The 21510-nt window shown below is 72.7% G+C and carries 26 protein-coding genes; 8 read left to right on the top strand and 18 right to left on the bottom strand.

The features are described 5' to 3' along the window. The first annotated feature begins 38 nt into the window (after window positions 1-38). Together ACFVHK_RS03180 and ACFVHK_RS03175 are read left to right on the top strand one after the other, a co-directional pair. On the top strand, window positions 39-1229 hold the full coding sequence (locus tag ACFVHK_RS03180) for a molybdopterin-dependent oxidoreductase (RefSeq protein ID WP_376927548.1): 1191 nt from the start codon (window positions 39-41) through the stop codon (window positions 1227-1229). Then, on the top strand, window positions 1226-1669 hold the full coding sequence (locus tag ACFVHK_RS03175) for a hypothetical protein (RefSeq protein ID WP_129235794.1): 444 nt from the start codon (window positions 1226-1228) through the stop codon (window positions 1667-1669). Before ACFVHK_RS03180 ends, ACFVHK_RS03175 begins: the two co-directional genes overlap by 4 nt. Here ACFVHK_RS03175 and ACFVHK_RS03170 read toward each other — a convergent pair. The 6 genes from ACFVHK_RS03170 to ACFVHK_RS03145 all read right to left on the bottom strand — a co-directional run bounded on the left by ACFVHK_RS03170 (window position 1555) and on the right by ACFVHK_RS03145 (window position 6115). Further along, window positions 1555-2400, bottom strand: a complete 846-nt coding sequence (locus ACFVHK_RS03170; RefSeq protein ID WP_376927547.1) for a class I SAM-dependent methyltransferase — start codon at window positions 2398-2400, stop codon at window positions 1555-1557. The genes ACFVHK_RS03175 and ACFVHK_RS03170 overlap by 115 nt on opposite strands. Beyond that, window positions 2397-3032 (bottom strand): TIGR04282 family arsenosugar biosynthesis glycosyltransferase, encoded by a 636-nt coding sequence (locus ACFVHK_RS03165; RefSeq protein WP_376927546.1) that lies wholly within the window; start codon window positions 3030-3032, stop codon window positions 2397-2399. The genes ACFVHK_RS03170 and ACFVHK_RS03165 overlap by 4 nt, the downstream gene beginning before the upstream one ends. Beyond that, window positions 3029-3709 carry a glycosyltransferase family 2 protein gene (locus ACFVHK_RS03160; protein WP_376927545.1) on the bottom strand — a complete coding sequence of 227 codons (681 nt, stop codon included), beginning with the start codon at window positions 3707-3709 and terminating at the stop codon, window positions 3029-3031. The genes ACFVHK_RS03165 and ACFVHK_RS03160 overlap by 4 nt, the downstream gene beginning before the upstream one ends. Further along, window positions 3706-4755 carry an NAD-dependent epimerase/dehydratase family protein gene (locus ACFVHK_RS03155; RefSeq protein WP_376927544.1) on the bottom strand — a complete coding sequence of 350 codons (1050 nt, stop codon included), beginning with the start codon at window positions 4753-4755 and terminating at the stop codon, window positions 3706-3708. The genes ACFVHK_RS03160 and ACFVHK_RS03155 overlap by 4 nt, the downstream gene beginning before the upstream one ends. Next, window positions 4752-5543 carry an MTAP family purine nucleoside phosphorylase gene (locus tag ACFVHK_RS03150; RefSeq protein WP_376927543.1) on the bottom strand — a complete coding sequence of 264 codons (792 nt, stop codon included), beginning with the start codon at window positions 5541-5543 and terminating at the stop codon, window positions 4752-4754. The genes ACFVHK_RS03155 and ACFVHK_RS03150 overlap by 4 nt, the downstream gene beginning before the upstream one ends. Before the next feature lie 95 nt (window positions 5544-5638). Next, complete coding sequence (locus ACFVHK_RS03145; RefSeq protein WP_376927542.1) at window positions 5639-6115, bottom strand: hypothetical protein; 477 nt, start codon at window positions 6113-6115, stop codon at window positions 5639-5641. Between the two features lie 124 nt (window positions 6116-6239). Here ACFVHK_RS03145 and ACFVHK_RS03140 point away from each other — a divergent pair, with 124 nt between their 5' ends. Next, window positions 6240-6839: a TetR/AcrR family transcriptional regulator gene (locus ACFVHK_RS03140; RefSeq protein ID WP_376927541.1), complete on the top strand. Its 600-nt coding sequence runs from the start codon at window positions 6240-6242 to the stop codon at window positions 6837-6839. 14 nt (window positions 6840-6853) lie between these two features. Continuing rightward, window positions 6854-8410, top strand: a complete 1557-nt coding sequence (locus ACFVHK_RS03135; RefSeq protein WP_376927540.1) for a carboxylesterase/lipase family protein — start codon at window positions 6854-6856, stop codon at window positions 8408-8410. A gap of 63 nt (window positions 8411-8473) precedes the next feature. Here ACFVHK_RS03135 and ACFVHK_RS03130 read toward each other — a convergent pair whose 3' ends face one another. Together ACFVHK_RS03130 and ACFVHK_RS03125 are read right to left on the bottom strand one after the other, a co-directional pair. Then, on the bottom strand, window positions 8474-8743 hold the full coding sequence (locus ACFVHK_RS03130; RefSeq protein ID WP_129234886.1) for a hypothetical protein: 270 nt from the start codon (window positions 8741-8743) through the stop codon (window positions 8474-8476). 99 nt (window positions 8744-8842) lie between these two features. After that, window positions 8843-9517: a TetR/AcrR family transcriptional regulator gene (locus ACFVHK_RS03125; protein WP_376927539.1), complete on the bottom strand. Its 675-nt coding sequence runs from the start codon at window positions 9515-9517 to the stop codon at window positions 8843-8845. Between the two features lie 117 nt (window positions 9518-9634). Here ACFVHK_RS03125 and ACFVHK_RS03120 point away from each other — a divergent pair, with 117 nt between their 5' ends. Both ACFVHK_RS03120 and ACFVHK_RS03115 read left to right on the top strand, forming a co-directional pair. Further along, a complete protein-coding gene (locus ACFVHK_RS03120; protein ID WP_376927538.1) occupies window positions 9635-10675 on the top strand; it encodes an NAD(P)-dependent alcohol dehydrogenase in 1041 nt (346 codons plus the stop codon). A 95-nt stretch (window positions 10676-10770) separates the two neighbouring features. Next, a complete protein-coding gene (locus ACFVHK_RS03115) occupies window positions 10771-11262 on the top strand; it encodes a DUF6326 family protein (protein WP_376927537.1) in 492 nt (163 codons plus the stop codon). 95 nt (window positions 11263-11357) lie between these two features. On the opposite strand, the gene ACFVHK_RS03110 is transcribed toward ACFVHK_RS03115, so the two are convergent. The 6 genes from ACFVHK_RS03110 to ACFVHK_RS03085 all read right to left on the bottom strand — a co-directional run bounded on the left by ACFVHK_RS03110 (window position 11358) and on the right by ACFVHK_RS03085 (window position 14703). Next, window positions 11358-11681 (bottom strand): cupin domain-containing protein, encoded by a 324-nt coding sequence (locus ACFVHK_RS03110; RefSeq protein ID WP_376927536.1) that lies wholly within the window; start codon window positions 11679-11681, stop codon window positions 11358-11360. Window positions 11682-11692: 11 nt separating this feature from the next. After that, window positions 11693-12256: a dihydrofolate reductase family protein gene (locus ACFVHK_RS03105; RefSeq protein WP_376927535.1), complete on the bottom strand. Its 564-nt coding sequence runs from the start codon at window positions 12254-12256 to the stop codon at window positions 11693-11695. A 1-nt stretch (window position 12257) separates the two neighbouring features. Continuing rightward, on the bottom strand, window positions 12258-13076 hold the full coding sequence (locus ACFVHK_RS03100) for an alpha/beta fold hydrolase (protein WP_376927534.1): 819 nt from the start codon (window positions 13074-13076) through the stop codon (window positions 12258-12260). A gap of 52 nt (window positions 13077-13128) precedes the next feature. Then, window positions 13129-13851, bottom strand: a complete 723-nt coding sequence (locus ACFVHK_RS03095; protein ID WP_376927533.1) for an AraC family transcriptional regulator — start codon at window positions 13849-13851, stop codon at window positions 13129-13131. 110 nt (window positions 13852-13961) lie between these two features. Next, on the bottom strand, window positions 13962-14357 hold the full coding sequence (locus ACFVHK_RS03090; RefSeq protein ID WP_376927532.1) for a nuclear transport factor 2 family protein: 396 nt from the start codon (window positions 14355-14357) through the stop codon (window positions 13962-13964). A 118-nt stretch (window positions 14358-14475) separates the two neighbouring features. Further along, entirely contained in the window at window positions 14476-14703 is a 228-nt protein-coding gene (locus tag ACFVHK_RS03085; protein ID WP_376927531.1) for an RNA-binding S4 domain-containing protein, read from the bottom strand. 241 nt (window positions 14704-14944) lie between these two features. On the opposite strand from ACFVHK_RS03085, the gene ACFVHK_RS03080 reads away from it, so the two are divergent. Next, window positions 14945-16198, top strand: coding sequence for an ROK family protein (locus ACFVHK_RS03080; protein WP_376927530.1), 1254 nt, complete (start codon window positions 14945-14947; stop codon window positions 16196-16198). On the opposite strand, the gene ACFVHK_RS03075 is transcribed toward ACFVHK_RS03080, so the two are convergent. Then, window positions 16150-16962, bottom strand: a complete 813-nt coding sequence (locus tag ACFVHK_RS03075; protein ID WP_376927529.1) for a polyprenol monophosphomannose synthase — start codon at window positions 16960-16962, stop codon at window positions 16150-16152. The two genes, ACFVHK_RS03080 and ACFVHK_RS03075, sit on opposite strands and share 49 nt — an antisense overlap. Before the next feature lie 42 nt (window positions 16963-17004). Beyond that, a complete protein-coding gene (locus ACFVHK_RS03070; protein WP_449224245.1) occupies window positions 17005-18549 on the bottom strand; it encodes a peptide MFS transporter in 1545 nt (514 codons plus the stop codon). 127 nt (window positions 18550-18676) lie between these two features. Between ACFVHK_RS03070 and ACFVHK_RS03065 the strand changes: the two genes are divergently transcribed. After that, window positions 18677-19507: an alpha/beta fold hydrolase gene (locus ACFVHK_RS03065; RefSeq protein WP_376927528.1), complete on the top strand. Its 831-nt coding sequence runs from the start codon at window positions 18677-18679 to the stop codon at window positions 19505-19507. 52 nt (window positions 19508-19559) lie between these two features. On the opposite strand, the gene ACFVHK_RS03060 is transcribed toward ACFVHK_RS03065, so the two are convergent. Next, a complete protein-coding gene (locus ACFVHK_RS03060; RefSeq protein WP_376927527.1) occupies window positions 19560-20042 on the bottom strand; it encodes a Rho termination factor N-terminal domain-containing protein in 483 nt (160 codons plus the stop codon). A 56-nt stretch (window positions 20043-20098) separates the two neighbouring features. Next, window positions 20099-20956 carry a dimethylargininase gene (ddaH, locus tag ACFVHK_RS03055; protein WP_376927526.1) on the bottom strand — a complete coding sequence of 286 codons (858 nt, stop codon included), beginning with the start codon at window positions 20954-20956 and terminating at the stop codon, window positions 20099-20101. Window positions 20957-21510 lie beyond the last annotated feature (554 nt).

Genomic DNA, 21510 nt, shown 5'->3' with positions numbered 1-21510 from the left:
CCCTCGCATCCGGCCCGCTGCGGTGGTCGACTGGGAGCATGGCCGGCTTCACCGAACGCGCCTCGGCCCGGATCGCGGAACGACTCGAGCCGCTCATGGGCGCCGCGCACGACGCGGCTTCCGACCCGCCCGTGAAGTCGGCGCGCACGACGGTCGTCGTGGGGCGACTGCTCGGCGCCGCGTTCCTCATCTGCTTCGGCACCGGCGTCTACAGCCACCTGCTGCAGGACCCGCTGCCGTGGCTGCCGATGCCGACGCGTCCCGTCGAGCTCTTCCGGTTCACCCAGGGCCTGCACGTCATCGCGGGCACCGCTGCGGTGCCGCTGCTGCTCGCCAAGCTGTGGACCGTGTACCCGCGGCTGTTCACGTGGCCGCCCGTGACGTCGGTGGCGCACTTCCTCGAGCGCGCGTCGATCGCCGTGCTCGTCGGCGTCTCGCTCGTCGAGGTGACCATCGGGCTCATGAACCTGGTGCAGTGGTACGCGTTCCCGTTCCCGTTCCGCGCGACGCACTTCGCGCTCGCGTGGGTGCTCATCGGCGCGCTGGCGATCCACCTCGGCGTGAAGCTCCCGGTGATCGCCCGTGTCTGGCGGCGGCAGCCGGGCGATCGGGCGGATGCCACCGGCCGGTTCGTCTCGCGCCGCGGATTCCTCGCCGCGGTCGGCGCGGCCGCGGCATCCGCCGTCGCACTGACCGCAGGACAGTCGGTGCCCGCGCTGGCCCCGCTCAACGTCCTCGCACCGCGCCGGATGGGCGTCGGTCCGCAGGGGCTGCCGATCAATCGCACGGCCGCGCAGGCTGGCGTCACCGAGACGGCGGTCGCGCCGGACTGGGTGCTCACGGTCACGAGCCCCGCCGGGTCGCGCGACTTCACGCTCGACGACCTGCGGTCCCTCCCGCAGGCCGAGGAGGTGCTGCCGATCGCGTGCGTCGAAGGGTGGAGCCAGTCGGCCTCGTGGCGCGGCGTGCGCCTCGTCGACCTGCTCGACGCGGCGGGCGCCCCCGAGCCGTCGGCTCCGCTGCGCATCGAGAGCCTGCAGGAGCGCGGCGCATTCGCGCGCACCGAGATGCCGCCGCAGTACGCCCGCGACCCGCTGACGCTCGTCGCGCTGGAGCTGAACGGCGGCACGCTGGACATCGACCACGGCTACCCGGCTCGCGTCATCGCTCCGGGACGTCCGGGCGTCATGCAGACGAAGTGGCTCCGGCGGATCGAGGTGACGGCATGAGGGCGGCACGCACGGCGCTGGTCGGGGTGGGGCTCGGACTCGCCGCCTTCGGCGCGTTCCTTGTGCTGACCGGGATCGCTCCGTCGCGGTGGCTCGGCATCGCCGTCTGGGTGGGCGCCGCGATCCTCCTGCACGACGGCGTCGTGGCGCCCGTCGTGGTCGCGTTCGGGCTCGGTGCGGCGCGCGTGCGGGCCCGGGTCGGGGATCGGGGGGTCGCGGTCGCGCAGGGTGCCCTCGTCGTCGGCGCGATCCTGACCGCGATCACCGTGCCGGCGCTCGTCGCGTCGACGATCGGCAACCCGAACCCGACGATCCTCGTCGGCTCCTACGGCGTCGCGCTCGCGGTCATCTGGGCCGTGCTGCTCGCGGTCGCCGCGATCGCGCTCGGGGTCTCGCGCACGACGGTCCTCCGGGCCGAGCGCGACGCGCGCACGAAGTGACGCCCCGCGGCGTCCCAGTGCTCGGCGACGACGAGCCCGGCGTCGGCCGCGAGGGCGGCCGCGGCCGACCAGCCGACCCGCGCCCAGGGGAACGGGTCGCTCTCGAGGCCGTGTCCGTCGACCAGGGTGCAGTGACCGACGACCGCGAGTTCGGCGTCGGCGTCGACCTCGACGAGCACCTCGCCGCCGCTCGTCACGAGTTCCGCGCAGCGGCGCAGCAGCACGGCCGGATTGCCGCCGATGCCGATGTTGCCGTCCATGAGCAGCACGCTCCGCCAGCGCCCCTCGAGCGGCAGCCGGTCGAACACCGAGCGTCGGAGCGCCAGCCCGCCCGTCCGTCGCGCACGATCGACGGCGTGCGGCACGACGTCGATGCCGAGCGCCGGCATCGAGCGCGCGGCGGCCGCATGCAGCATCCGCCCGGGCCCGCAGCCCACGTCGAGGAGCGGACCGGTCGCGCGATCGAGCACCGTGAGGTCGGCGTCGCCCGCGGGCCGCACCCAGCTGCCGGCGTCGAGCCGGTGGGACGTGCCGTCCGCGCCGCGCAGCGACAGCGACGCGGTGTCCTGCCCGGCCAGGAGCCGCACGTAGGGTTCGCCGCGGCCGGCGCCGAAGGCGACGAGCTCGGGCGGCAGGCCGTGCTGCCGCGGGTCCGCGTCGCCCGGTGCGCCGCGTCCCGGTGCAGACGGGGCAGTCGTCGTCGGCGCCGGTCGGAGCGGCGGGGCGCTCATCGCCGGCCCTCCGTGAGCGCGCGATGCAGCCGGGCGAACCGGGTGCCCGGTGCGGCGAGGGCGACGGATGCCGCCGAGTCGGCCGTGTCGACGTCGGTGAGTTCGTCGAGCAGGCCGACGACGAGCCCGGCCGACTCGAGCCGTTCGAGTTGACGGCGTCCGGTGTCGTCGCGCGACATCGGCACGCCGCGGATCACGCCGCCGTCGGGCTCGCGCATCGCGAGCGCCCAGAATCCGCCGTCGGCGGCCGGGCCGAGCCAGGCGTCGGCCGGGGTGTCGCGTCCGTCGCCGATGGCGAGTGCCGCCGCGACGTGCTCGGCCGTGAGCTGCGGCGTGTCCATGCCGACGAGGAGCGTCGGTTCGCCGAGCGTGTCGAACAGGTGCGCGAGCCGCTCGTCGAGGCCGCCTGGCGACTGCGCGAGCAGGTCGAAGCCGGCTGCCGCGTCGGGCACCGCGTCGCCGTCGAAGTAGAGCACGCGTCGGTCGACGGGCAGCGCGGCGACGACGTCGAGCGTGTCGTCGAGGGCGGCCGCGGCGAGCGCGGCGGCCTCCTCCGGCGTGAACGGCGGGCTGAGCCGGGTCTTCACGCGGCCCGGCCGGCACTCCTTGGCGATGACGGCGACGACGGTCACGGGTGCACCTCGTGGAAGATGCGGGACATGTCGCCGATCGCCGTGAGCGTGCCGCGCACGGTGCCGGTCACCTTGGACCGCCCCTCGCGGGGCCGGTAGGGCACGTCGACCTCGCGGATGCGCCATCCGTCCGCCGAGGCCCGCAGCACCATCTCGAGCGGGAACCCGCTGCGACGGTCGCGGATGCCGAGCGCCTGCAGGCGCGCGGTGCGGGCGACGCGCATCGGCCCGAGGTCGTGGAGCGGTGTTCCGGTGCGGCGCGTCATCCGCGCGGCGAGCACGCGGTTCGCGAGCCGCGCGTGGATCGGCCACGCCGACCCGCTCGTCGGTCGCCGCCGACCGAGCACGAGGTCGGCCTCGCCCTCCTCGACGAGCCGGACGAGCTGCGGCAGGTCGGCGGGGTCGAGCGACGCATCTGCGTCGCAGAAGGCGACGAGCGGCGCCGTCGCCGCCTCGAGGCCGGCGTTGGCGGCCGCGCCGAATCCCCGCCGGGGCTCGGTCACGACGGTCGCGCCGTGCTCGCGCGCGATCTCGGCGGAACGGTCGGTCGAGCCGTTGTCGACGACGATGGCGCGCACGCCCTCGGGGAGGCGGCCGAGCACCCACGGCAGCGCCCGCTCCTCGTCGAGGCAGGGAAGCACGAGGTCGATGCTCGGGCCCCCGCGCCCGCCGGTCATCGTGACGCCCCTGCCGCGGCGAACTCGGCCAGTCCGTCCGAGAGGTCGACCCGCGGCGCCCAGTCGAGTTCGGCGCGGGCTCGGGCGGATGACGCGGTGATGTGCCGCACGTCGCCCAGCCGGTACTCCCCGGTGACGATCGGAGCGGGGCCGCCCATCGCCCGGGCGAGCCCGGACGCGAGCTCGCCCACCGTCGTGACGACGCCCGAGCCGACGTTGAACGCGCGGGCGGTTCCGGCCGCCAGGCCGTGCAGTGCGTCGGCGGCCGCGAGGTTGGCGGCGGCGACATCCGTCACGTGCACGAAGTCGCGGCGCTGCGCGCCGTCCTCGAAGACGCGGGGCGGCTCCCCGCGTGCGAGCGACGAGCGGAAGATCGCTGCGACACCGGCATAGGGGGTGTCGCGAGGCATCCGCGGCCCGTAGACGTTGTGGTACCGCAGGAGCGCGGCGCGACCGCCGGTCGCACGCGCCCACGCCGCGACCAGGTGCTCCTGGGCGAGCTTCGTCAGCGCGTACACGTTGCGCGGATCGAGCAGGTCGTCCTCGTCGACGAGATCGGGGGCGAGCGGATGCCCCGTCTCCGGGTCGCGCGGCTCGAACCGACCGGCATCCAGGTCGGCGGTCGTCCGCGCCGCGGGTCGGCGCCGCCGACCCTCCGCGTCGAGGTACGCGCCCTCCCCGTAGACCACCATCGACGAGGCGAGCACGAGTCGATCGATGCCCGCCCGGGCCATCGCCGCCACGAGCTCGGCGGTGCCGTGCACGTTCGTCGCGGCGTAGTCCGGCGCGTCCTGCAGGTCGACGCCGAGGCCCACCTTCGCCGCCTCGTGGAAGACCACGTCGACCCCGTCGAGCGTCCGGTCGAGGAGCAGCGGATCCCGGACGTCGCCGTGCACGAGCTCGACGCCGTCCGGCAGCCGGGCGGCGGTCGCGTGGACGTCGGAACGCAACGAGTCGAGCACTCGCACCGCATCCCCCCGCTCGATCGCGAGCCGCACGACCTCGGCGCCGATGAACCCGGCGCCGCCGGTCACGAGGACGGTCATCGCACCACCGGCAGGCCGAGCACGTGCCCGATCGCCTCCGCGTCCATGAGCTCGCGTGGCACGTAGTCGGGCGGGATCGCCGCGACGATCCGCTCGACCGACGCGAGCACGCGCGGCCTGGCCTCGGCGAGACGGCGGAAGACGAGCTCGGCGGTGACGGCGTCGGGATCGTCCTCGACATGGCCCGTGTCGGTGTCGGTCACGAGACACAGGGTCACCGTGCCCATGCCGAGCTCTGCGGCGAGCGCCACCTCGGGGCAGAGCGTCATGTTCACGAGGTCGACGCCGGCGTCGCGCAGGACGGCGGACTCGGCCCGGGTGGAGAACCTCGGCCCCTGGATCACCGCGACGGTCGCCCGCGGCGCGGCATCCGGCACCGCCTCGACCGCCACGCGACGCAGCTCGGGGCAGAACGGCTCGGCGAACGGCAGGTGGCGGACGAGCGAGCCGTCGTAGAACGTGTCGGCGCGGCCCCACGTCCGGTCGAGGAGCTGGTCGGGGATCGCCCACGACTCGGGCGGGAGCTCGGCCCGGAGCGACCCGACGGCCGCCGTCGAGACGATGGCGCGCACCCCGAGGTCGGCGAGCGCCCACGCGTTGGCGCGGGCGTTGATGCGGTGCGGCGGGATCGTGTGGCCGTCCCCGTGCCGAGCGAGGAAGGCGACCCGCCGGCCGCCGAGCTCACCCTCGGTGACGATCGCCGGGCCGAACGGCGTGGCGCGCTCGTGCGTCGCCCCGTCGATCAGCGCCGCGAGCCCCGTGCCCCCGATGACCCCCACCGTGTCCATGGCTCAACCCTGCCCGTCCCCCACTCCGCCGGATCGAGGAGGTTCCTTACGATCCGGTGACGCGGAGATGTCGCGCCGGCCGTGTGCTCGCCATGTCAGCTCCCCCGTTCCATCCTGCGCAGTCGCTCCTTCGCGGTCTTGCGCGCACGCTCCTGGTCGGTGGGCGTCGTGATGGCGGTGAACAGCGTGCGGAAGCCGCTGACGATCGCCATCTTCGACGGCTGCTCGACCTGCTTCCGCTGCCGCTCGATCGACTTCGCCGAGCGTCCCTTCCGCGACGCGTCGCTCGAGGAGGCGCGTCCGCCGGCGCTGCCGTACCGGACGGCGACCCGCTCGAGTCGCGCCGACGAGCGCTTCGCCGCACGCCGCGCCGCGTACGGCACGCGATCGGCCTCGCGCTTGACGATGACGATGCGCCGCTTCTCGGCCGACGCGGCCGCCGTCACCCTCGACTTCGCCGGCTCGGGCAGCGACGAAGCGAGCTTGCGCGTCTGCTTCGCGGCCCGCTCGGCATCCTTCACCGCGCGCCTCGCGTCGCGTCGCGCGTCGCGGTCGATTGCGGTCTTCGGCATGCGTCCCCCTCGCGTGTCGGTCGGGCGGCCACGTTCGGCGCGCCTGCACGGGAGCGTACGCCGCGAGGCATCCGGCCCCAACCCCTTGACGGCTCGACCGGCCTTGCAACCTAGGATCGATGGCATGGCACGGCGGGGGGCGTACGCGAAGGGCGTCGCGAAGCGCGAGGAGATCCTCGCGGCCGCACTCGAGGTCATCGCGCGCGAGGGATACGGCCGTGCCTCGGTCCGAGAGCTCGCGGATGCGGTCGGGCTCAGCCAGGCCGGCCTCCTGCACTACTTCGGCACCAAGGAGGAGCTCTTCGCCGCGGTGCTCCGCAAGCGCGACGAGATCGACCTGGCGCGGTTCGAGGAGCAGACGGGCGACGTCACCGCCTTCGAGGGCCTCCGTCAGACCATCGGGCGGAACGCCGACGTGCCGGGCCTGATCCAGCTGTACGTCCGGCTCTCGGCCGAGGCGACCGACCCGGCGCACCCCGCGCACGCGTTCTTCACCGAACGCACGCGCACGTTCCGCGAGTTCGTCGCGGGCGACATCCGCCGCATGCAGTCGGAGGGCACGGCCCGGACCGACATCGACGCCGAGCAGGCGGCGATGCTCATCCTGGCGTCCGCCGACGGCCTGCAGGTCCAGTGGCTCATGGACCCGACCATCGACATGGCGGAGCACGTCTCGGTGCTCCTGCGACTGCTCGAGCCGCCGCCGACGCCGGCCGACGCCTGACCGAAGGAGACACCGTGCCAGATCCCGCGCCCACCGTCGAGGTCCGGACGAGGGCGGGCGCGGTGCGCGGGAGGTGGCGGGGCGACCCCGGCACGCGGGGAGCGTCTGCGGCGTTCCTGGGCATCCCGTTCGCCGAGCCGCCGGTCGGCGGGCTCCGCTTCGCCGCGCCGGAGCCGGCTCGCGCGTGGGAGGGCGTGCGCGACGCGCTCGAGCACGGACCCACGCCGCAGCGCGGGGACCCCGGGGTCACGATCATCCCGGAGCCGTCGGTGCCCGGTGAGGCGACACTGAACGTCGACGTGTTCACGCCGTCGCCGTCGGAGGCCGCGGCAGCCGACGGGCCGACGGACCCGGCCGGTGCCGCGGGCCTGCCCGTGCTGGTCTGGTTCCACGGCGGCGGATACGTCGCCGGCTCGCCTGCGAGCCCCTGGTACGACGGACGCACCTTCAATCGCGACGGCGTCGTCACGGTCAACGTGTCGTATCGGCTCGGGTTCGACGGATTCGGATGGATCGACGGGGCGCCCGCGAACCGCGGCGTGCTCGACTGGCTGCTCGCACTCGAGTGGGTGCGCGACAACGTCTCGGGATTCGGCGGCGACCCGCGGCGGGTGACCATCGCCGGGCAGTCCGCCGGCGGCGGCGCGGTGCTCACCCTGCTCGGGATGCCGCGGGCGCAGGGACTCTTCCACCGCGCATGGGCCGCCTCCCCCGCCCTCGCCGACGTGTCGCCGCAGCGCGCACAGGCGCTTGCGCGCCGGATCGGCGAGCTCGGCGGCATCCGACCCGACCTCGACGGGATGCGATCGGTGTCCGAGGAGCGCGTCCGCCAGCTCCAGCGCGAGGCGTTGCGGCCGCCGCGGGGAGCCCGTGGCGGCGGCGCCGACCTCGTGGCGGAGGGCCTTCCGCTCGGGCCGGTGGTGGACGGCCGCCTGGTGCCGGCGAAGACGCTCTCGTCGATCGCCTCGGGCGTCGGCGCGGGGGTGCCGCTCGTCGCCGGTACCACCGACGACGAGTTCTCGTCGGCGTTCCGCGGCTCCGAGGGGAGCCTGCGGCTCGTGTCGCGGAAGGTCGCACTGAAGCGCCTCGGCCTCGTCGAACCGCGCCGCTCGGAATGGCTCGAGGCGAACCGCCGCGAGGGGCTGCACGGCACGGCCGCCGTGCTCGGCCGGTACGTGAGCGACCACGTCTTCCGCGCACCGCTCGTGCGGACGGTCGCGGCCCGCGAGCTTGGCGCGACCGTGGCGGCGACGGATGGCGCGGCGCCCGCCGCCACGTGGGCCTACCGGTTCTCGTGGCGGTCGCCCGTCTCCGGAGCGGCGGTGCACTGCCTCGACGTGCCCTTCCTGTTCGACGTGCTCGCGGAGGGGCACGTGCCCGCGGTCGCGGGCGTGCGGCCGCCGCAGGCTCTCGCCGACCGCCTGCACGCCGACGTCGTCGCGTTCGTCCGCGGCGCCGACCCCGCGTGGCCCACCGCCGCCGGCGAGGCGTTCCCGGCACGGCTGTACGGCGCGACGATCGCGACGATGCCCGATGCGTACGCCTCGGCGCGGCCGATCGCGGGCGTCTGAGGGGCTGATCAGGCGGAGTGCCGCTGGATCACGCGGGACACGGTCGACCCCGGGCCCGTCGACCTACCAGACGGTGCCGCCGCCGACCGAGATGCCGCCCCAGGTGAGTGCGATGAAGATCGCGGCGAAGACGACGGGCGCGATGCCCGTGCCGTTGCGCGCGAGTCCCTTGAAGAGGGCGATCACGGCGAGGATCGCGGCGACGACCGAGAGGCCGCCCCCGAGGATCAGCCCGATGAACAGCGGTATGGGCATGAGCACGAGGCCGGCCAGCGCGATCCAGAACGCGGCCCACGCAGTCGGATTCGAGCGGACTTCGACGGAGGAGGACATCCTCCATTATCTCGTGCCCGCAGCCTGCGGCACCGTCGGACCCGCGCTGCTCGACCGACTGAGGCGGCCGGGGGCCCGGTGGCCGGTCGATGAGCGTCGCTACGCCGGGTCCCTGAGGGGCTCGAGGGCGGCGAGGACGAGGTCGAGGCCGAAGGCGAACTCCTCCGCCGGGTCGTAGCCGGCGGCGACGAGCGCCGCGGCGGACTCGTTGAGGTAGGGGAACTCGTCGGGAGGAAGCTGGGGCAGGTAGACGTCCTCGGTCATCTCCGCGAGCTCGTCGGCGGTGTCGAACGGCAGGCTGGCGACCTGCAGGGCGTACCCGTAGACGTAGCTGTTGAGCAGCCAGTTGGCGTGCGTCGCCGTCACGACCGAGAAGCCCGCCCTTCGCAGGCAGGCGGTGAACGCCTCGCGGTGGCGCAGGTTGGCGGGCCCCGGCGAGGTCCGCGACTCCATCAGGCCGATCGCCCACGGGTGGCGGGCGAGAACCTCGCGGGTGGAGACCGCCAGCCGTCGCATCGTCGACTGCCAGTCGAGGTCCTCGGGCGGGAGTTCGATCTCCTCGAACACGATGTCGATCATGGCGTCCAGCAGCTCGTCCTTGCTCGCCACGTAGTGGTAGAGCGACATCGCCCCCGCGCCGAGCGCGACAGCCAGCCGGCGCATGCTCAGCCCGTCGACCCCCTCGCGGTCGGCGAGCCGGACCGCTTCGACCACCACTCGCTGCTTGCTCAGCCCCGCGTCCGACGCGACCTGGCGTTGTTCCTTCGCAGACACGGGTCTCCTCGATGGCTCGAACGGCTTGACAATCGTACAGCGTACGCGCATAGTACAGCGTACGACGTACGGTGTACGAGCCAGCGAGGGTCGCGGCTCGGAGGTGAGGAGGATTCCATGGGAATCGAACAGCGATCGAATGCCCGAGCACGCCCGGTGCCGGTGGCGGATCCGGCCGGAGCGGCGACCATGCGGGCCGTGGTCCAGCACCGCTACGGCCCGCCCTCGGTGCTCGAGTCGTCCGAGGTCGGGATCCCGGTTCCCGGTCGAGGCGAGGTGCTGGTCCGGGTCGGCGCGGCCTCGGTGCATCCCGGCGACGTCTTCGTCATGACCGGGGAGCCGTACGTGGTGCGCCTGGTCTTCGGGCTCCGCCGACCGCGCCACGGCATCCCCGGCAGGGACCTCGCCGGCGTGGTGGCGGCGGTCGGGAAGGATGTCACGGCTCTCCGCCCCGGCGACGAGGTGTTCGGCTGGAGCACCACCGGAACGCTCGCGGAATACGCCTGCGTCCCGGCGGACCACCTCGTGCCCGTGCCCGCCGGCCTGTCGGTCCTGGACGCGGCTGCGGTGCCCACGTCTGCCATGACGGCGTTGCAGGCGATGCGCGACGTCGCGAACGTTCGACCGGGCCAGACGGTGCTGGTCACCGGCGCGTCGGGCGGCGTGGGCTCCTTCGCCGTGCAGATCGCCAAGGCGTTCGGCGCCGACGTGACGGGCGTGTGCAGCACCCGCAACGTCGAGACGGTCCGCGCACTCGGTGCCGACCACGTCGTCGACTACACGAGGACCGACTTCACCCGCGCCGAGAAGCGCTACGACGTCATCCTCGACAACGTGGAAGCCCACCCGCTGGCGGCCGCCCGCCGCGCGCTGGCGCCCACCGGCACCCTCATCCCCAACAGCGGACGCGGCGGCCGCTGGCTCGGCCCCATCGGTCGGATCGTCGCAGCGCGCGTGCGGTCCGGATTCACCCGGCAGCGGCTGAAGCCCTTCACGTCGGTCGAGAAGCGCCAGGACCTGCTCACCCTGGCCGACCTGCTCACGACCGGGAAGGTCAGGCCCGTCATCGACCGCACCTACTCCCTCGACCGAGCACCCGACGCCCTCCGCTACGTCGGGGCCGGCCACACCCGAGGGAAGGTCGTGATCACCGTCTGAAGACCGGACCGACGAGAACGACCCGACCGTGCGTCCGCACGCCCAGACCTGCCGCCGCTCCGGCCCAGGAACCGCACCTCTCGAAAGAAGAACCGATGACCATCCGAACGAACACCCCGAACGCGCTCGTCGACCCGCCGATCCCCGTGCGGGCCAAGCTCGCGGCCGCGTGGACCAGCTTCATGTTCCTCTACATCTACGTGGACTACTACCACCTCTACAAGCCCGGGACCATCGACGACCTGCTCGCCGGCGTGGTCTTCGAATTCGACATCAGCCCGGCGTTGATGACCGCGTTCCTCGCACTGATCGCGATCCCGGCCCTGATGGTGTTGCTCTCCATGGCGCTTCCCGCCCGCGTGAACCGCGCCACGAACCTCGTCGTGGCATCGCTGTACATCCCCGTCACGGTGTTCAACGCGGTCGGGGAGACCTGGGACTGGGCCGCCTTCTACGGCCTCTCCATCGGACTCGAGCTGCTGCTCCTGGCCTTCATCCTCCGCTCCGCCTGGACCTGGCCCCGGACCCCCGCCGTCATCCCTGCCGGTGCCGAGACGGCCGACCTTCGACAGGACCTTCGACAGTAGGGATCCGCGTGAGGACCGGCGGCGGGGCGGTCCCGGTCGGCCGCCCCGTCACCCGCCGCCTCGGGGCGGGCGACGGAGCGGCTCGACCAGCGGGGCTACTCGAGCCACTCGGTGACGAAGCGGTCGTTGGCATGGATGTGGGTCGCCTCGTAGGTGCCGCCGTCGAGGACCTCGAAGCGATGCGCGACCGAGGCCGGCACGACGAGGATCTGACCGCCCACCGCGACGAGCTGCTTCTCGCCGACCGTGAACAGGGCACGACCGGCGTGGATGAGGAACGTCTCGACGTACGGGTGGCGATGCAGCCGCGGCCCCGCCCCGGGGCGCGCCGTGTACTCGCGGATGATGCTGACGGTCGAGCCGTGCAGGTAGCCCTCGAAGTCCTCGTCGCGGGCGATGTCGATCGGCGTGACGGGCATGCGCGCCCCCGTCATCGGGCACGCTCCAGGATGGTGACGAGCACGCCATCGCCGTACGTCCGAGCGTCGGCGAGCTTCCATGTCGTGCGATCAGGCGTCTCCGGCCAGAGCTTGCGCCCGTGGCCGAGGAGCACAGGGAACGACATGAGGTGGATCTCGTCGACCAGATCGGCCTCGAGCAGGCCCCGCGCGAGCTGGATGCTGCCCGCCACCGAGATGTCGCCGTCGACCCGCTGCGTGAGCCGCGTCACCTCGTCGACGAGGTCGCCGGAGAGCACCGTCGTGTTGCTCCACTCCGGGTCGCCCAGCGTGCTCGACACGACGAACTTGGGCATGCCGTTGTACTTGTCGGCGAGCTCGCCGTCGTACTGCGGCCACGCCGACGCGAAGCCTTCGTAGGTCTTGCGCCCGAGCAGCAGCGCCGAGGAGCCGAGCGCCTCGTCCTCCTTGAACTTCTCGCCCTCGTCGCCGCGGTCGAACTCGAAGCTCCAATTCGGGTACGTGAAGTCCTCGCCGCCGGGTGCCTCGACGACGCCGTCGAGCGAGATGAACTCGGTGAGCACGATGCGTCCCATGTCAGTTCTCCTCGATGAAGCCGCGCAGCGCCGGCGCGAGCACGTCGGCGGTGGTGCTGTGGTTCTCACCCGGGACCGGCCTGAGCGTCGCGGTCGGCAGGTGCTCGGCGACCGCCTGCGCACCGGCGGACAGGTGCGGCCAGGTGCCGGTGCCGTGCATGACCAGCACCGGCATGTCGACCCGATCCCAGAGGTCTGCGCGCAGCGGCTGCCCCGACATCGTGTCGCCGACCTGACGGCCGTCGTATGCGATGGTCGGGGCGATCGCCTCGAGCGACGGCCAGAAGTCGGTGCCCCGCATGCCGTCGACCATCTCGCCCGGCATCCCGGCGGCCTCGGTCATGAAGAGGGCGACCGCGTCGCCCGGGCGACCGTCGGCGACTGCGGTGTCGAGCTGCGCGACGTAGTCGGCCGGCAGCGGCGGGCGGGAGCCGTCCGCGATGACGGGAGGTTCGAACAGTGCGAGCCGCGCGATCGGAACGCCGGCCTGTGCCGCATTGAGGGCGAGGAGCGCGCCGGAGGACCATCCGAAGACGGTCACCGGACGACGCGCCGTGACCTCCGCGATGATCGCGGCGAGGTCCTCGAACTCGCGCTCGACCGCGTAGGGGGCGGTGTCGCCACTCTCGCCGCGCCCGCGCCGGTCATAGTGGACGACGCGGAAGCGGTCGGCCAGCAGTTCGGCCGTCGCAGCGTTCTCGGGGGTCGTGGCACGGTATGCGGTCGCGCCGTCGATGATGATGATCGGGTCGCCGTCGCCCCAGGCGGTGTACGCGATGGTGGTTCCGTCGGCGGACGTGACGGTCGTGTTCTCGGACAACTTCGTGAGCCCTTCTCGTCTCAACGCGGGTGATCACCGCGATGACTTCACGCTAGGTCCGGCCCGGTCCCTCGGGCTTGTACAGAAGCGACAGCGGATCGGCCGCCTCGTCAGGCGCCCTGAGCTGCGTCGCCGTGCGCCCGATGAACCTCTGCAGGGCGCGTGCCAGATGAGGCTGGTCGTAGAACCCGAGCCGGTTCACGACGTCGAGCGGCGCGACCCCCTCCCCCAGCAGCACGGCGGCCTCGCGCGCCCGCTCGATCTGGCGGATGGCGCCCTGGGTGAGTCCCGTGGTGGCGGCAACGCGGCGCTGGACGGAGCGGGTCCCGACCCTGGCGATCCCGCCCCAGACGACCTCGTCGACCAGCGGATCCCGCACGAGCACGCCGGAACGCACGAGCCGTTCGACGAAGTGCTCCGCGTTGGCGAAGTCGGGGATCTCCCACTCCTCGCCTCGCAGCGCGAACGCTCGCCCGGTGACATGCGGACTCTCCACGCCCCCGTCGACGAGTTCCCCGATCGGCAGGTGCGGCATGGATGCTCCGTGCGCGAACGTGATGCCGAGCGAGCGCGAGTCGCCCGTGACCTCGGCGAGCGAGGCGGATGTCTCCGGCCCGCGCACCGCGGCGTGGACGACCCCGCCGTCCTCCCAGAACACGAGCTCCCAGTTCGACGTCGCGATCGACGTCATCCGCTCGATGCCCGACGTGCGCCCCTCCCAGACCCGCGCGATGTACGGCGAGTCGGACGCCCGGTGGCTGCTCTCGATCGGCACCTCACCACCCTCACACGAACCCGCCCGGGCCGGGAGGGTTCCAGTGCGGCGATGCTCGCCCGCCACGCCGCTCAGCTGACGACGTCCGGGTCGGGGCCGTCGCCGACTCGTCAGAGAGGCGGCTCGTACTTGTTCCCGTGAGTCTCGCGGATCGGGTGAGTGTCGTAGATGAGGTCGAGGCTGGTGATCTTGTCGCTGTCCGGCGCGAACGAGAACACGTCCATCACCGTGAAGGTGATCAGAGATCCATCTGTGACCGTCCAGTCGTACTGGAAGTACGCGACGGCGCGCGTCGTATCGCCTTCGCTGAGGAAGACGTCGATGGGCGTGATGACATTCGTCTCCGACGCCTGGCTGAGCCGGTCGAAGAAGGGCTCGGCGGGCATCTCCCCCAAGAATGGGGACCGCACGGTCCCCTCGGGCGCGAACAGGCCCACGATGGTCGCGTAGTCGCTACGACCGAGCGCTTCCATGTAGGTGTGCAACACGTTCGCGTACGACTGCATGGCGGCGTTCCTTCGGAGCTTGCTCGGATCCGCCACTCTACCGGCGCCGATGGCCACCGCCGCAACTCGGCGCAGCGTCCGCATGAGGGCCGCAGGACTCAGTCCTGACGGGATCCCTTCACGGGCGGACGCGAACCCTGCGTCCGTCGAAGCTGACGATGTCTCCGATCATCAGCTGCCGTCCGCGTCGCCGATCGACCTCGCCGTTCACGGCCACGTGGCCGCCGATGACGGCCTCCTTCACGTCTCCGCCGGAGTCGAGGAGACCGGCGAACTTCAGGAACTGCCCGAGGCGGATGCCCTCGCCACCGATCGGGACGTCCTCGATCGGAGCCGGCTTCGTCATCCTCCAACGCTAGCCGACCGGACGCCGGCCCGACCCGGTGCGCCGGTGCGCCGGTGACGCAGGCACGGCCGATCTGCGCAGCAGAGGCACGGCGGCATCCGGCCTGCACTGCACGGATCGACCGCTCACGGAGCAGGACGCGCGAAGGGATCGCGAGCGTGAGGGCTCGGCATCCGAGACAGCCCGGCACCCCCGAACGGGGCACTTCTCGCGTGCCGCCCCGACCCGTCATGCTGGCGCAATGACGCAGCCCGGCGCCACCGCATCCCACATTCCGTCCGAGAGCGCCGCGGCTGACCGGGGAGGGCGCGCCGACCCCGCCGCGCGGATCATCGACCACCTCGTCGTCAACCACAGCGCCACGCGCGTCGAACTCGTGGGGGCGACCGGCCTCGGCCGCACCGCCCTCGCCGGGCTCGTCACCCGCCTGGTCGACGCCGGCGTGCTCGTGGACCCCGAACCCGGAAGCGACGGGCGCCACGGCCGACTGCGACTGGCGGTCGCCGACCGGCTGCTGCTCACGGCGGGAGTCGCCGCTGACGACGCCGTCGCCACGATCGCCGAACTCGACGGCACCGAGATCGCGCGCTACGAGGAGCCCGTCGCGATCGTCGACGACGATCCGCGGTCGGCCCACGCCGCACCACTCGACGCACTCGCTGTCGTCGTCGATCGCGCGATCGCCCAGGCCGAACGCGACGAGCGGCGCATCGCCGAGGTCACGCTCATCGTGCAGGGCGCCGTCGTCGGCGCGCCCGCGCTCGCGTTCGGCGACGCGACCTTCGGACTCGAGCCGCTCGACCTGACGTCCGCGCTGCGCGCGAGGTCCGAGCACCTCGCCGGCATCGAGCACGACCTCGTGTACCCGCCCGTGCTGCGCACGGCGGCATCCGCCCGCGCCGCCGGCGACGCCGCCGAACGAGGCGACGACATCGTGCTCCACGTCTCGGGCGACGCGCAGGTCTCCGCAGCGATCGTCGTACGCGGCACGCCCTACCCGGGCGCGCACGGGCTCGCGGCGACGTTCGGTCACCTCCCGATCGTCCCGAACGGCGTCAAGTGCGAGTGCGGCCAGCGCGGATGCCTCGCGACCGTCGCCGCACCGGGCGTCGTCCTCGCCAAGGCCGAACTGCAGGACTTCGAGCTCACGTACGGCCGCAGGGCGGCGATGGCCGAACTGGCCGCGCGGATCGCGGATTCCGAGGACCGCGCACGATGGGCCTGGCTCGACGCGGCGCTGTGGATCGGCCGGGCCCTGCAGGTCGTGGTGCCCACGATCGATCCCGACGTGGTCGTCGTCGGCGGGTGGTGGGCGCCCCTGTGCGACGACATCGATGCGGCGTTCCGCGACAACCGGCCCAAGCTCGGCGGCGGTGCACTCGACGCGATCCCCCGCCTCGTGGCAGGGACCTCGGGTGATGATCTCGGGCTCCTGGGCGCGCGCGGTCAGGCGCGCGACGGCCTCCGGGCGTCGCTGGTCTCCGACGTCGCCTGACGTCCCGAGCGGAACCGGCGGGCGATTCCCCACGCCGTCACCCGCGCCATCGCCTCGATCACGATCGCCGCGCTCATCTTGGAGCGCCCTCGCTCGCGTTCGACGAAGGTGACCGGCGCCTCGACGACCCGGAGCCCCGCCATGACCGCGTGCCAGGTCATGTCCACCTGGAAGCCGTAGCCCCTCGTGTGCACGTCCTCGAGGTGCAGCGCATGGAGCGCGCCGGCACGGTACGCCCGGTACCCCGCGGTCGCATCCTTCACGGGCAGTCCGAGCATCCACTGCGAGTACGTGTTGCCGGTCTTGGAGAGCCAGATCCGCCGACGCGGCCAGTTCACGACCGAACCGCCCGGCACCCAGCGGGACCCGATCACGACGTCGGGTGCCCGCCCCGCGGCATCCGTCGCCTCGAGCGCATCGAGGAGCGCCGGCAACTGCTCCGGAAGATGCGAGCCGTCGGCATCGAGTTGGACGATCGGGTCGAAGCCGCGCTGCAGGGCCCAGTCGAAGGCGGCGAGGTACGCCGCACCCAGGCCCTCCTTGCCCCGTCGGTGGAGCACGTCGACCGCGGCATCCTCCGCGGCCATCTCGTCGGCGAGTTCGCCCGTGCCGTCGGGCGACCCGTCGTCGACGACGAGGACCGACGCGGTCGGCACCGCGGCGCGCACGCGCGCGATGATCCCCGGCAGGTTCTCGCGTTCGTCGTACGTGGGGATCACCACGAGCGGTCCGCTCACCGGCTCCTCCTCAGCACGCGACGACATGAAAGGGAATCGTACCGGGCCGTGGTGGCGGGCAGCGAACCGTCAGCGCACCCCGTGCATGAGCCGCAGCACCGGTCGGGTCGCCAGCGCGAGCGCCCCGCCCAGCACGATGGCGATCGCGCCGAGCACCCCGAAGTAGATCGCCTCCGGCACCGCGGTGTAGAACTCCGCCAGTTGCCCGGCGACCGCCGTGCCGAGTGCGACCGAGAGGAAGAACAGCGCCACCATCTGCGTGTGGAACTTCTCCGGCGCGAGCTTCGTCGCGACCGACAGGCCGACGGGAGAGAGCAGCAGTTCGGCGACCGTGAACACGAACAGGATGCCGACGATCGCCAGCAGCGGCGTCGAGTTCGCTCCACCCCCGGCGAACGGGATGAAGAGGAGGAACGCCACACCCATGACCGTCGTCCCGAGCGCGAACTTCACGGGCGTCGACGGCTGCCGATCGCCGAGCTTCGTCCAGATCGCAGCGAAGACCCCGGAGAGCAGGATGATGAAGACCGGGTTGATCGACTGCACCCACGAGATCGGCATCTCCCAGCCGAACAGGTTGCGGTCCAACTGCTCGTCCGAGTAGATCGTGAGCACCGTGAACTGCTGCTGGTACAGCGACCAGAAGGCCACGCTCGCGATGAACAGCGGGATGAATCCGAACACCCGGCTGCGCTCGACCGCCGTGACCGCCCGACTCGACAGGATCACGATGAAGTACGCCACCGCGGCGACCACCGTGCCGCCGATCACCCAGGTCACCAGGTTCTCGGCCGTCACCAGGCGCGTGAGCACCAGCGCTGCGACGAGGATCACCGCCGCGATCGCGATGCCGACGACCAGTCCCCTGCGCTCGCGCGGCAGCGGGTTGGGCACGACGGATGCCTCGGGCGGCAGCCCCTTGCGGCCGAACGAGTACTGGATCAGCCCGATGGCCATCCCGACCGCCGCCGCACCGAAGCCCCAGTGGAAGCCGACCGTGGACTGCAGGAGCCCGGTGATGAGCGGCCCGAGGAACGCGCCCAGGTTGATGCCGAGGTAGAAGAGGGCGAAGCCGGCGTCCCGCCGCGGATCGTCGCGCGAGTAGAGCGTGCCGACCACGCTCGTCGCGTTCGCCTTCAGCCCGCCCGACCCGAACGCGACCAGCACGAGGCCGACGCCGACGCCGATGAAGCCCGGGAGGAGCGCGAGGGCGATGTGCCCCGCCATGATCACGATCGCCGAGATGAAGAGGACCCGCTCGCTGCCGAGCATCCGATCCGCGATCCAGGCGCCGAGGATCGTCGACAGGTACACGGCGCCGCCGTACGCGCCGACGATCCCGGCAGCGGCGCTCTGATCCATGCCGAGGCCGCCCTCGGAGGCCGAGAAGTACAGGTAGAGCAGCAGGATCGACTGCATGCCGTAGAAGCTGAACCGCTCCCACATCTCCACGCCGAAGATGTGCGCCAGCGCCCGCGGCTGGCCGAAGAAGCCGCGGTCGGCGCGTTCGTCGGGATGGCCGGCCTCGGTCGGCGGCGCCGTCACTCCTGCGCTCGCCCCCGCCCCGGCCGTCGACTCGTCGCTCTCCCCCGTCGGACGATCGTCGTCTCGCATGGCCCCGCACCCTACACCCGATCGCCTCGCGCGGGCAGAGGCCGACGCATCCATCGCGGGGCCTTGTCGCACCGGACCCCGGGTGCTGGACTTGCGGCGGCACCACGACCGCAGGGGGACACCGCACATGCCGTACATCACCGTCGGGACCGAGAACTCCGCTCCCATCGAGCTCTACTACGAGGACCATGGCGAGGGCCGACCCGTCGTCCTCATCCACGGCTACCCGCTGGACGGGGCGTCATGGGAGAAGCAGGCCCGTGCGCTGCTCGGCGCGGGCTACCGCGTCGTCACGTACGACCGGCGGGGCTTCGGCCGATCGTCGAAGCCCGCGATCGGCTACGACTACGACACGTTCGCCGCCGACCTGAAGACGCTGCTCGATGCGCTCGAGCTGACGGAAGTCACGCTCGTCGGCTTCTCGATGGGCACGGGCGAGGTCGGCCGCTACCTCGGCGCGTACGGCAGCGACCGCATCGCGAAGGCCGCGTTCCTCGGCTCGCTCGAGCCGTACCTGCGGCAGACCGACGACAACCCCGGCGGCGCCGCACCCGACTTCGACGGGCTGAAGTCCCAGGCCGAGGGCGACCGGTTCGCGTGGTTCGACGGCTTCTTCGAGAACTTCTACAACCTCGACGAGAACCTCGGCTCGCGCATCTCCGAGGCCGCGGTCCGCGCGAGCTGGGGCACGGCGATCGGTGCGGGATGGTACGCCGCGTCGGCCGCGGTCGACACATGGCTCACCGACTTCCGCGGCGACATCGAGCGCATCGACGTGCCCGTGCTCATCGTGCACGGCACCGCCGACCGCATCCTCCCGATCGACGCCACCGCGCGGCGCTTCCGCCCGCTCCTCCCGTCGGCCGAGTACATCGAGATCGAGGGCGCGCCGCACGGCATGCTGTGGACGCACGCCGCGGAGATCAATGCGACGCTGTTGACGTTCGTGGCGTCGTAGGGGCGGATGCCGCGGCCGGCGCGCGGGCGGCCGGCGCGCCGGCGTCCGGGCGTCAGCCCGCGAGGGCCTCGAGCAGCTGCGGCTTCGTCATGCGCGAGTAACCCGTGACGCCGCGCTCCTTGGCGAGCGCGCGAAGCTCGGGCACCGTCCGCGACGCGAGCTCGGACGCGGCGGGCTTGGCGCCCGGCTTCGCCGCGGGCTTCGCACCCGGCCTGGTCGCGGGCTTCTTCGTGGTCGCCGCCTTCGCGGCTGCGCGCTGCTCGTCCGCCGGCGGCGCGGCAGGCGCCTCGGCAGCGGGCGCGGGCGCCGCGGGCGGCGCGACCGGCACGTCAGCGGCCGCCGGGGCCGGCGCGCTCGTCGCGGCAGGCGAACCGGGCGCCTCGGCGGACGCCTGGGCCGCGGCATCCGTCGTCGTGTCCTTCCGGCGGAGCTTGCGCAGCTGGTCGCGCGTCGCCTGTCCGGCTCGCGCGGCGAGCTGCTTCGCGGCGCCGAGCGCCTTCGCAGCGGGGTTCTGGTCGGTGTTCGCAGGTGCCATCATCGATCCCTCGGGGCTGGGGCGTGCGGGTGGGGTCCTGCGGAATCGTAGCCGGATCAGCGTCGCAGTTCGAGCGTGCAGCACTTCACGCCGCCGCCGCCGAGCAGCAGCTCGGAGAGGTCGACGCCGATCGGGTGGTAGCCGGCCTCGCGGAGCTGGCGCTCGAATCCCGTCGCGCGCGCGGCGATCACGACGTTGCGCCCGTCGCTGTACGAGTTGAGGCCGAGCACCGCGGCGTCCTCCTCGGAGACGAGGATCGCGTCGGGGTAGCGCTCGCGCAGGACCTCGAGCGAGGGCCCGTCGAACGCGCTCGGAAGGTAGGCGATGTGCTCCTGTCCGGGCCGGGAGTCGAGGACCGCGATCGCCGTGTCGAGGTGGTAGAAGCTCGGGTTCACGAGGGTCAGCGTGACGACCTCGCGGCCGGTGATGCGCGCGAGCTCGTGGTGGCTCGCTCCGTCGCTGCGGAAGCCGGTGCCCGCGAGGACCACGTCGCCGACGAGGAGGAAGTCGCCCTCGCCCTCGTTCGTCTCGGCGGGCTCGCGCACGTCGAAGCCCGCGCGGCGGAACCACTCCATGTACGCCGGCCCCTCGGCGGCCCGCTGCTCGTGCGTGAACTTCGCGCCGTACGCGATGCCGTCGATCACGGTGCCGCCGTTCGCGGCGTAGACCATGTCGGGCAGGCCCTCGACCGGGTCGATGAGCTGCACGTCGAAGCCGAGCCCGACGTACGTGTCGTGCAGCGTCTGCCACTGCGCCACGGCGAGCGTCGTGTCGGTGGGCTTTGCGGGGTCCATCCACGGGTTGATCTGGTAGACGACGGTGAAGTGCTCCGGCCGGCACATCAGCACGGACTTCCTCGTCGCGGTGCGCTCCGGCGCGCTCCTGGTCGTCTCGGTCTCGATCACGGTCGACATCTCACTCCTCGAGGTGGGTTCGTCGGCCGGGCACGGCGGCGTGCCGCCGGCTCGGCCGGTGGGGTGTCGGCGGACCAGGTCGCTCTCTCGAGCCCCGGCGGCGGTGTTCGGATGGCACCGCCGTCGGGACGCCACCTCCAGTGTGTCCCTCACGGCCTGCGGGATTCTCGGCTTTTCACACACGATTCCTGCGCGTTGGTCGCGCTCGCGCAATGATTCGAGGGCGACGGATGCCGCGGGCGCGCGAAATCCCCGTTCCTGCGCGCCGCGCGCGCGCACGATTCCGTCGCGGGCCCCCGCTCGCTCGCGCACGCGCGTCGCCTGTCGCATCCGGCGATCGAGAGGATGCCGGATGCACCGCGTGCAGCCTCGGGCGGTGCATTCAGCATCCCCTCGACCGATCCCGCCGGGTGGGTGGGCGCCGCCGGGTGGGCGGGCGCCGCCGGGTGGGCGGGCGGATGCGTGCCGTCGGTCTCCGCGGTACGTTCGAGCCCGACCCGGCTTTCTCCCACGTCGATCGGTCCGGATCGGGCGAGGTGAGCTTCTCCACCACG

Source organism: Agromyces binzhouensis (genome assembly GCF_042672355.1).
Taxonomy (GTDB): Bacteria; Actinomycetota; Actinomycetes; order Actinomycetales; family Microbacteriaceae; genus Agromyces; species Agromyces binzhouensis.
This window is presented reverse-complemented; position numbering and strand designations above follow the sequence as displayed.

Excerpts from the sequence above, each read along its gene's own strand:
- ACFVHK_RS03180 (WP_376927548.1), top strand. The coding sequence starts at position 39 with ATGGCCGGCTTCACCGAACGCGCCTCGGCCCGGATCGCGGAACGACTC.
- ACFVHK_RS03175 (WP_129235794.1), top strand. The coding sequence starts at position 1,226 with ATGAGGGCGGCACGCACGGCGCTGGTCGGGGTGGGGCTCGGACTCGCC.
- ACFVHK_RS03170 (WP_376927547.1), bottom strand. The coding sequence starts at position 2,400 with ATGAGCGCCCCGCCGCTCCGACCGGCGCCGACGACGACTGCCCCGTCT.
- ACFVHK_RS03160 (WP_376927545.1), bottom strand. The coding sequence starts at position 3,709 with ATGACCGGCGGGCGCGGGGGCCCGAGCATCGACCTCGTGCTTCCCTGC.
- ACFVHK_RS03155 (WP_376927544.1), bottom strand. The coding sequence starts at position 4,755 with ATGACCGTCCTCGTGACCGGCGGCGCCGGGTTCATCGGCGCCGAGGTC.
- ACFVHK_RS03150 (WP_376927543.1), bottom strand. The coding sequence starts at position 5,543 with ATGGACACGGTGGGGGTCATCGGGGGCACGGGGCTCGCGGCGCTGATC.
- ACFVHK_RS03145 (WP_376927542.1), bottom strand. The coding sequence starts at position 6,115 with ATGCCGAAGACCGCAATCGACCGCGACGCGCGACGCGACGCGAGGCGC.
- ACFVHK_RS03140 (WP_376927541.1), top strand. The coding sequence starts at position 6,240 with ATGGCACGGCGGGGGGCGTACGCGAAGGGCGTCGCGAAGCGCGAGGAG.
- ACFVHK_RS03130 (WP_129234886.1), bottom strand. The coding sequence starts at position 8,743 with ATGTCCTCCTCCGTCGAAGTCCGCTCGAATCCGACTGCGTGGGCCGCG.
- ACFVHK_RS03120 (WP_376927538.1), top strand. The coding sequence starts at position 9,635 with ATGGGAATCGAACAGCGATCGAATGCCCGAGCACGCCCGGTGCCGGTG.
- ACFVHK_RS03115 (WP_376927537.1), top strand. The coding sequence starts at position 10,771 with ATGACCATCCGAACGAACACCCCGAACGCGCTCGTCGACCCGCCGATC.
- ACFVHK_RS03110 (WP_376927536.1), bottom strand. The coding sequence starts at position 11,681 with ATGCCCGTCACGCCGATCGACATCGCCCGCGACGAGGACTTCGAGGGC.
- ACFVHK_RS03105 (WP_376927535.1), bottom strand. The coding sequence starts at position 12,256 with ATGGGACGCATCGTGCTCACCGAGTTCATCTCGCTCGACGGCGTCGTC.
- ACFVHK_RS03090 (WP_376927532.1), bottom strand. The coding sequence starts at position 14,357 with ATGCAGTCGTACGCGAACGTGTTGCACACCTACATGGAAGCGCTCGGT.
- ACFVHK_RS03085 (WP_376927531.1), bottom strand. The coding sequence starts at position 14,703 with ATGACGAAGCCGGCTCCGATCGAGGACGTCCCGATCGGTGGCGAGGGC.
- ACFVHK_RS03080 (WP_376927530.1), top strand. The coding sequence starts at position 14,945 with ATGACGCAGCCCGGCGCCACCGCATCCCACATTCCGTCCGAGAGCGCC.
- ACFVHK_RS03075 (WP_376927529.1), bottom strand. The coding sequence starts at position 16,962 with ATGTCGTCGCGTGCTGAGGAGGAGCCGGTGAGCGGACCGCTCGTGGTG.
- ACFVHK_RS03070 (WP_449224245.1), bottom strand. The coding sequence starts at position 18,549 with ATGCGAGACGACGATCGTCCGACGGGGGAGAGCGACGAGTCGACGGCC.
- ACFVHK_RS03065 (WP_376927528.1), top strand. The coding sequence starts at position 18,677 with ATGCCGTACATCACCGTCGGGACCGAGAACTCCGCTCCCATCGAGCTC.
- ACFVHK_RS03060 (WP_376927527.1), bottom strand. The coding sequence starts at position 20,042 with ATGGCACCTGCGAACACCGACCAGAACCCCGCTGCGAAGGCGCTCGGC.
- ddaH (WP_376927526.1), bottom strand. The coding sequence starts at position 20,956 with ATGTCGACCGTGATCGAGACCGAGACGACCAGGAGCGCGCCGGAGCGC.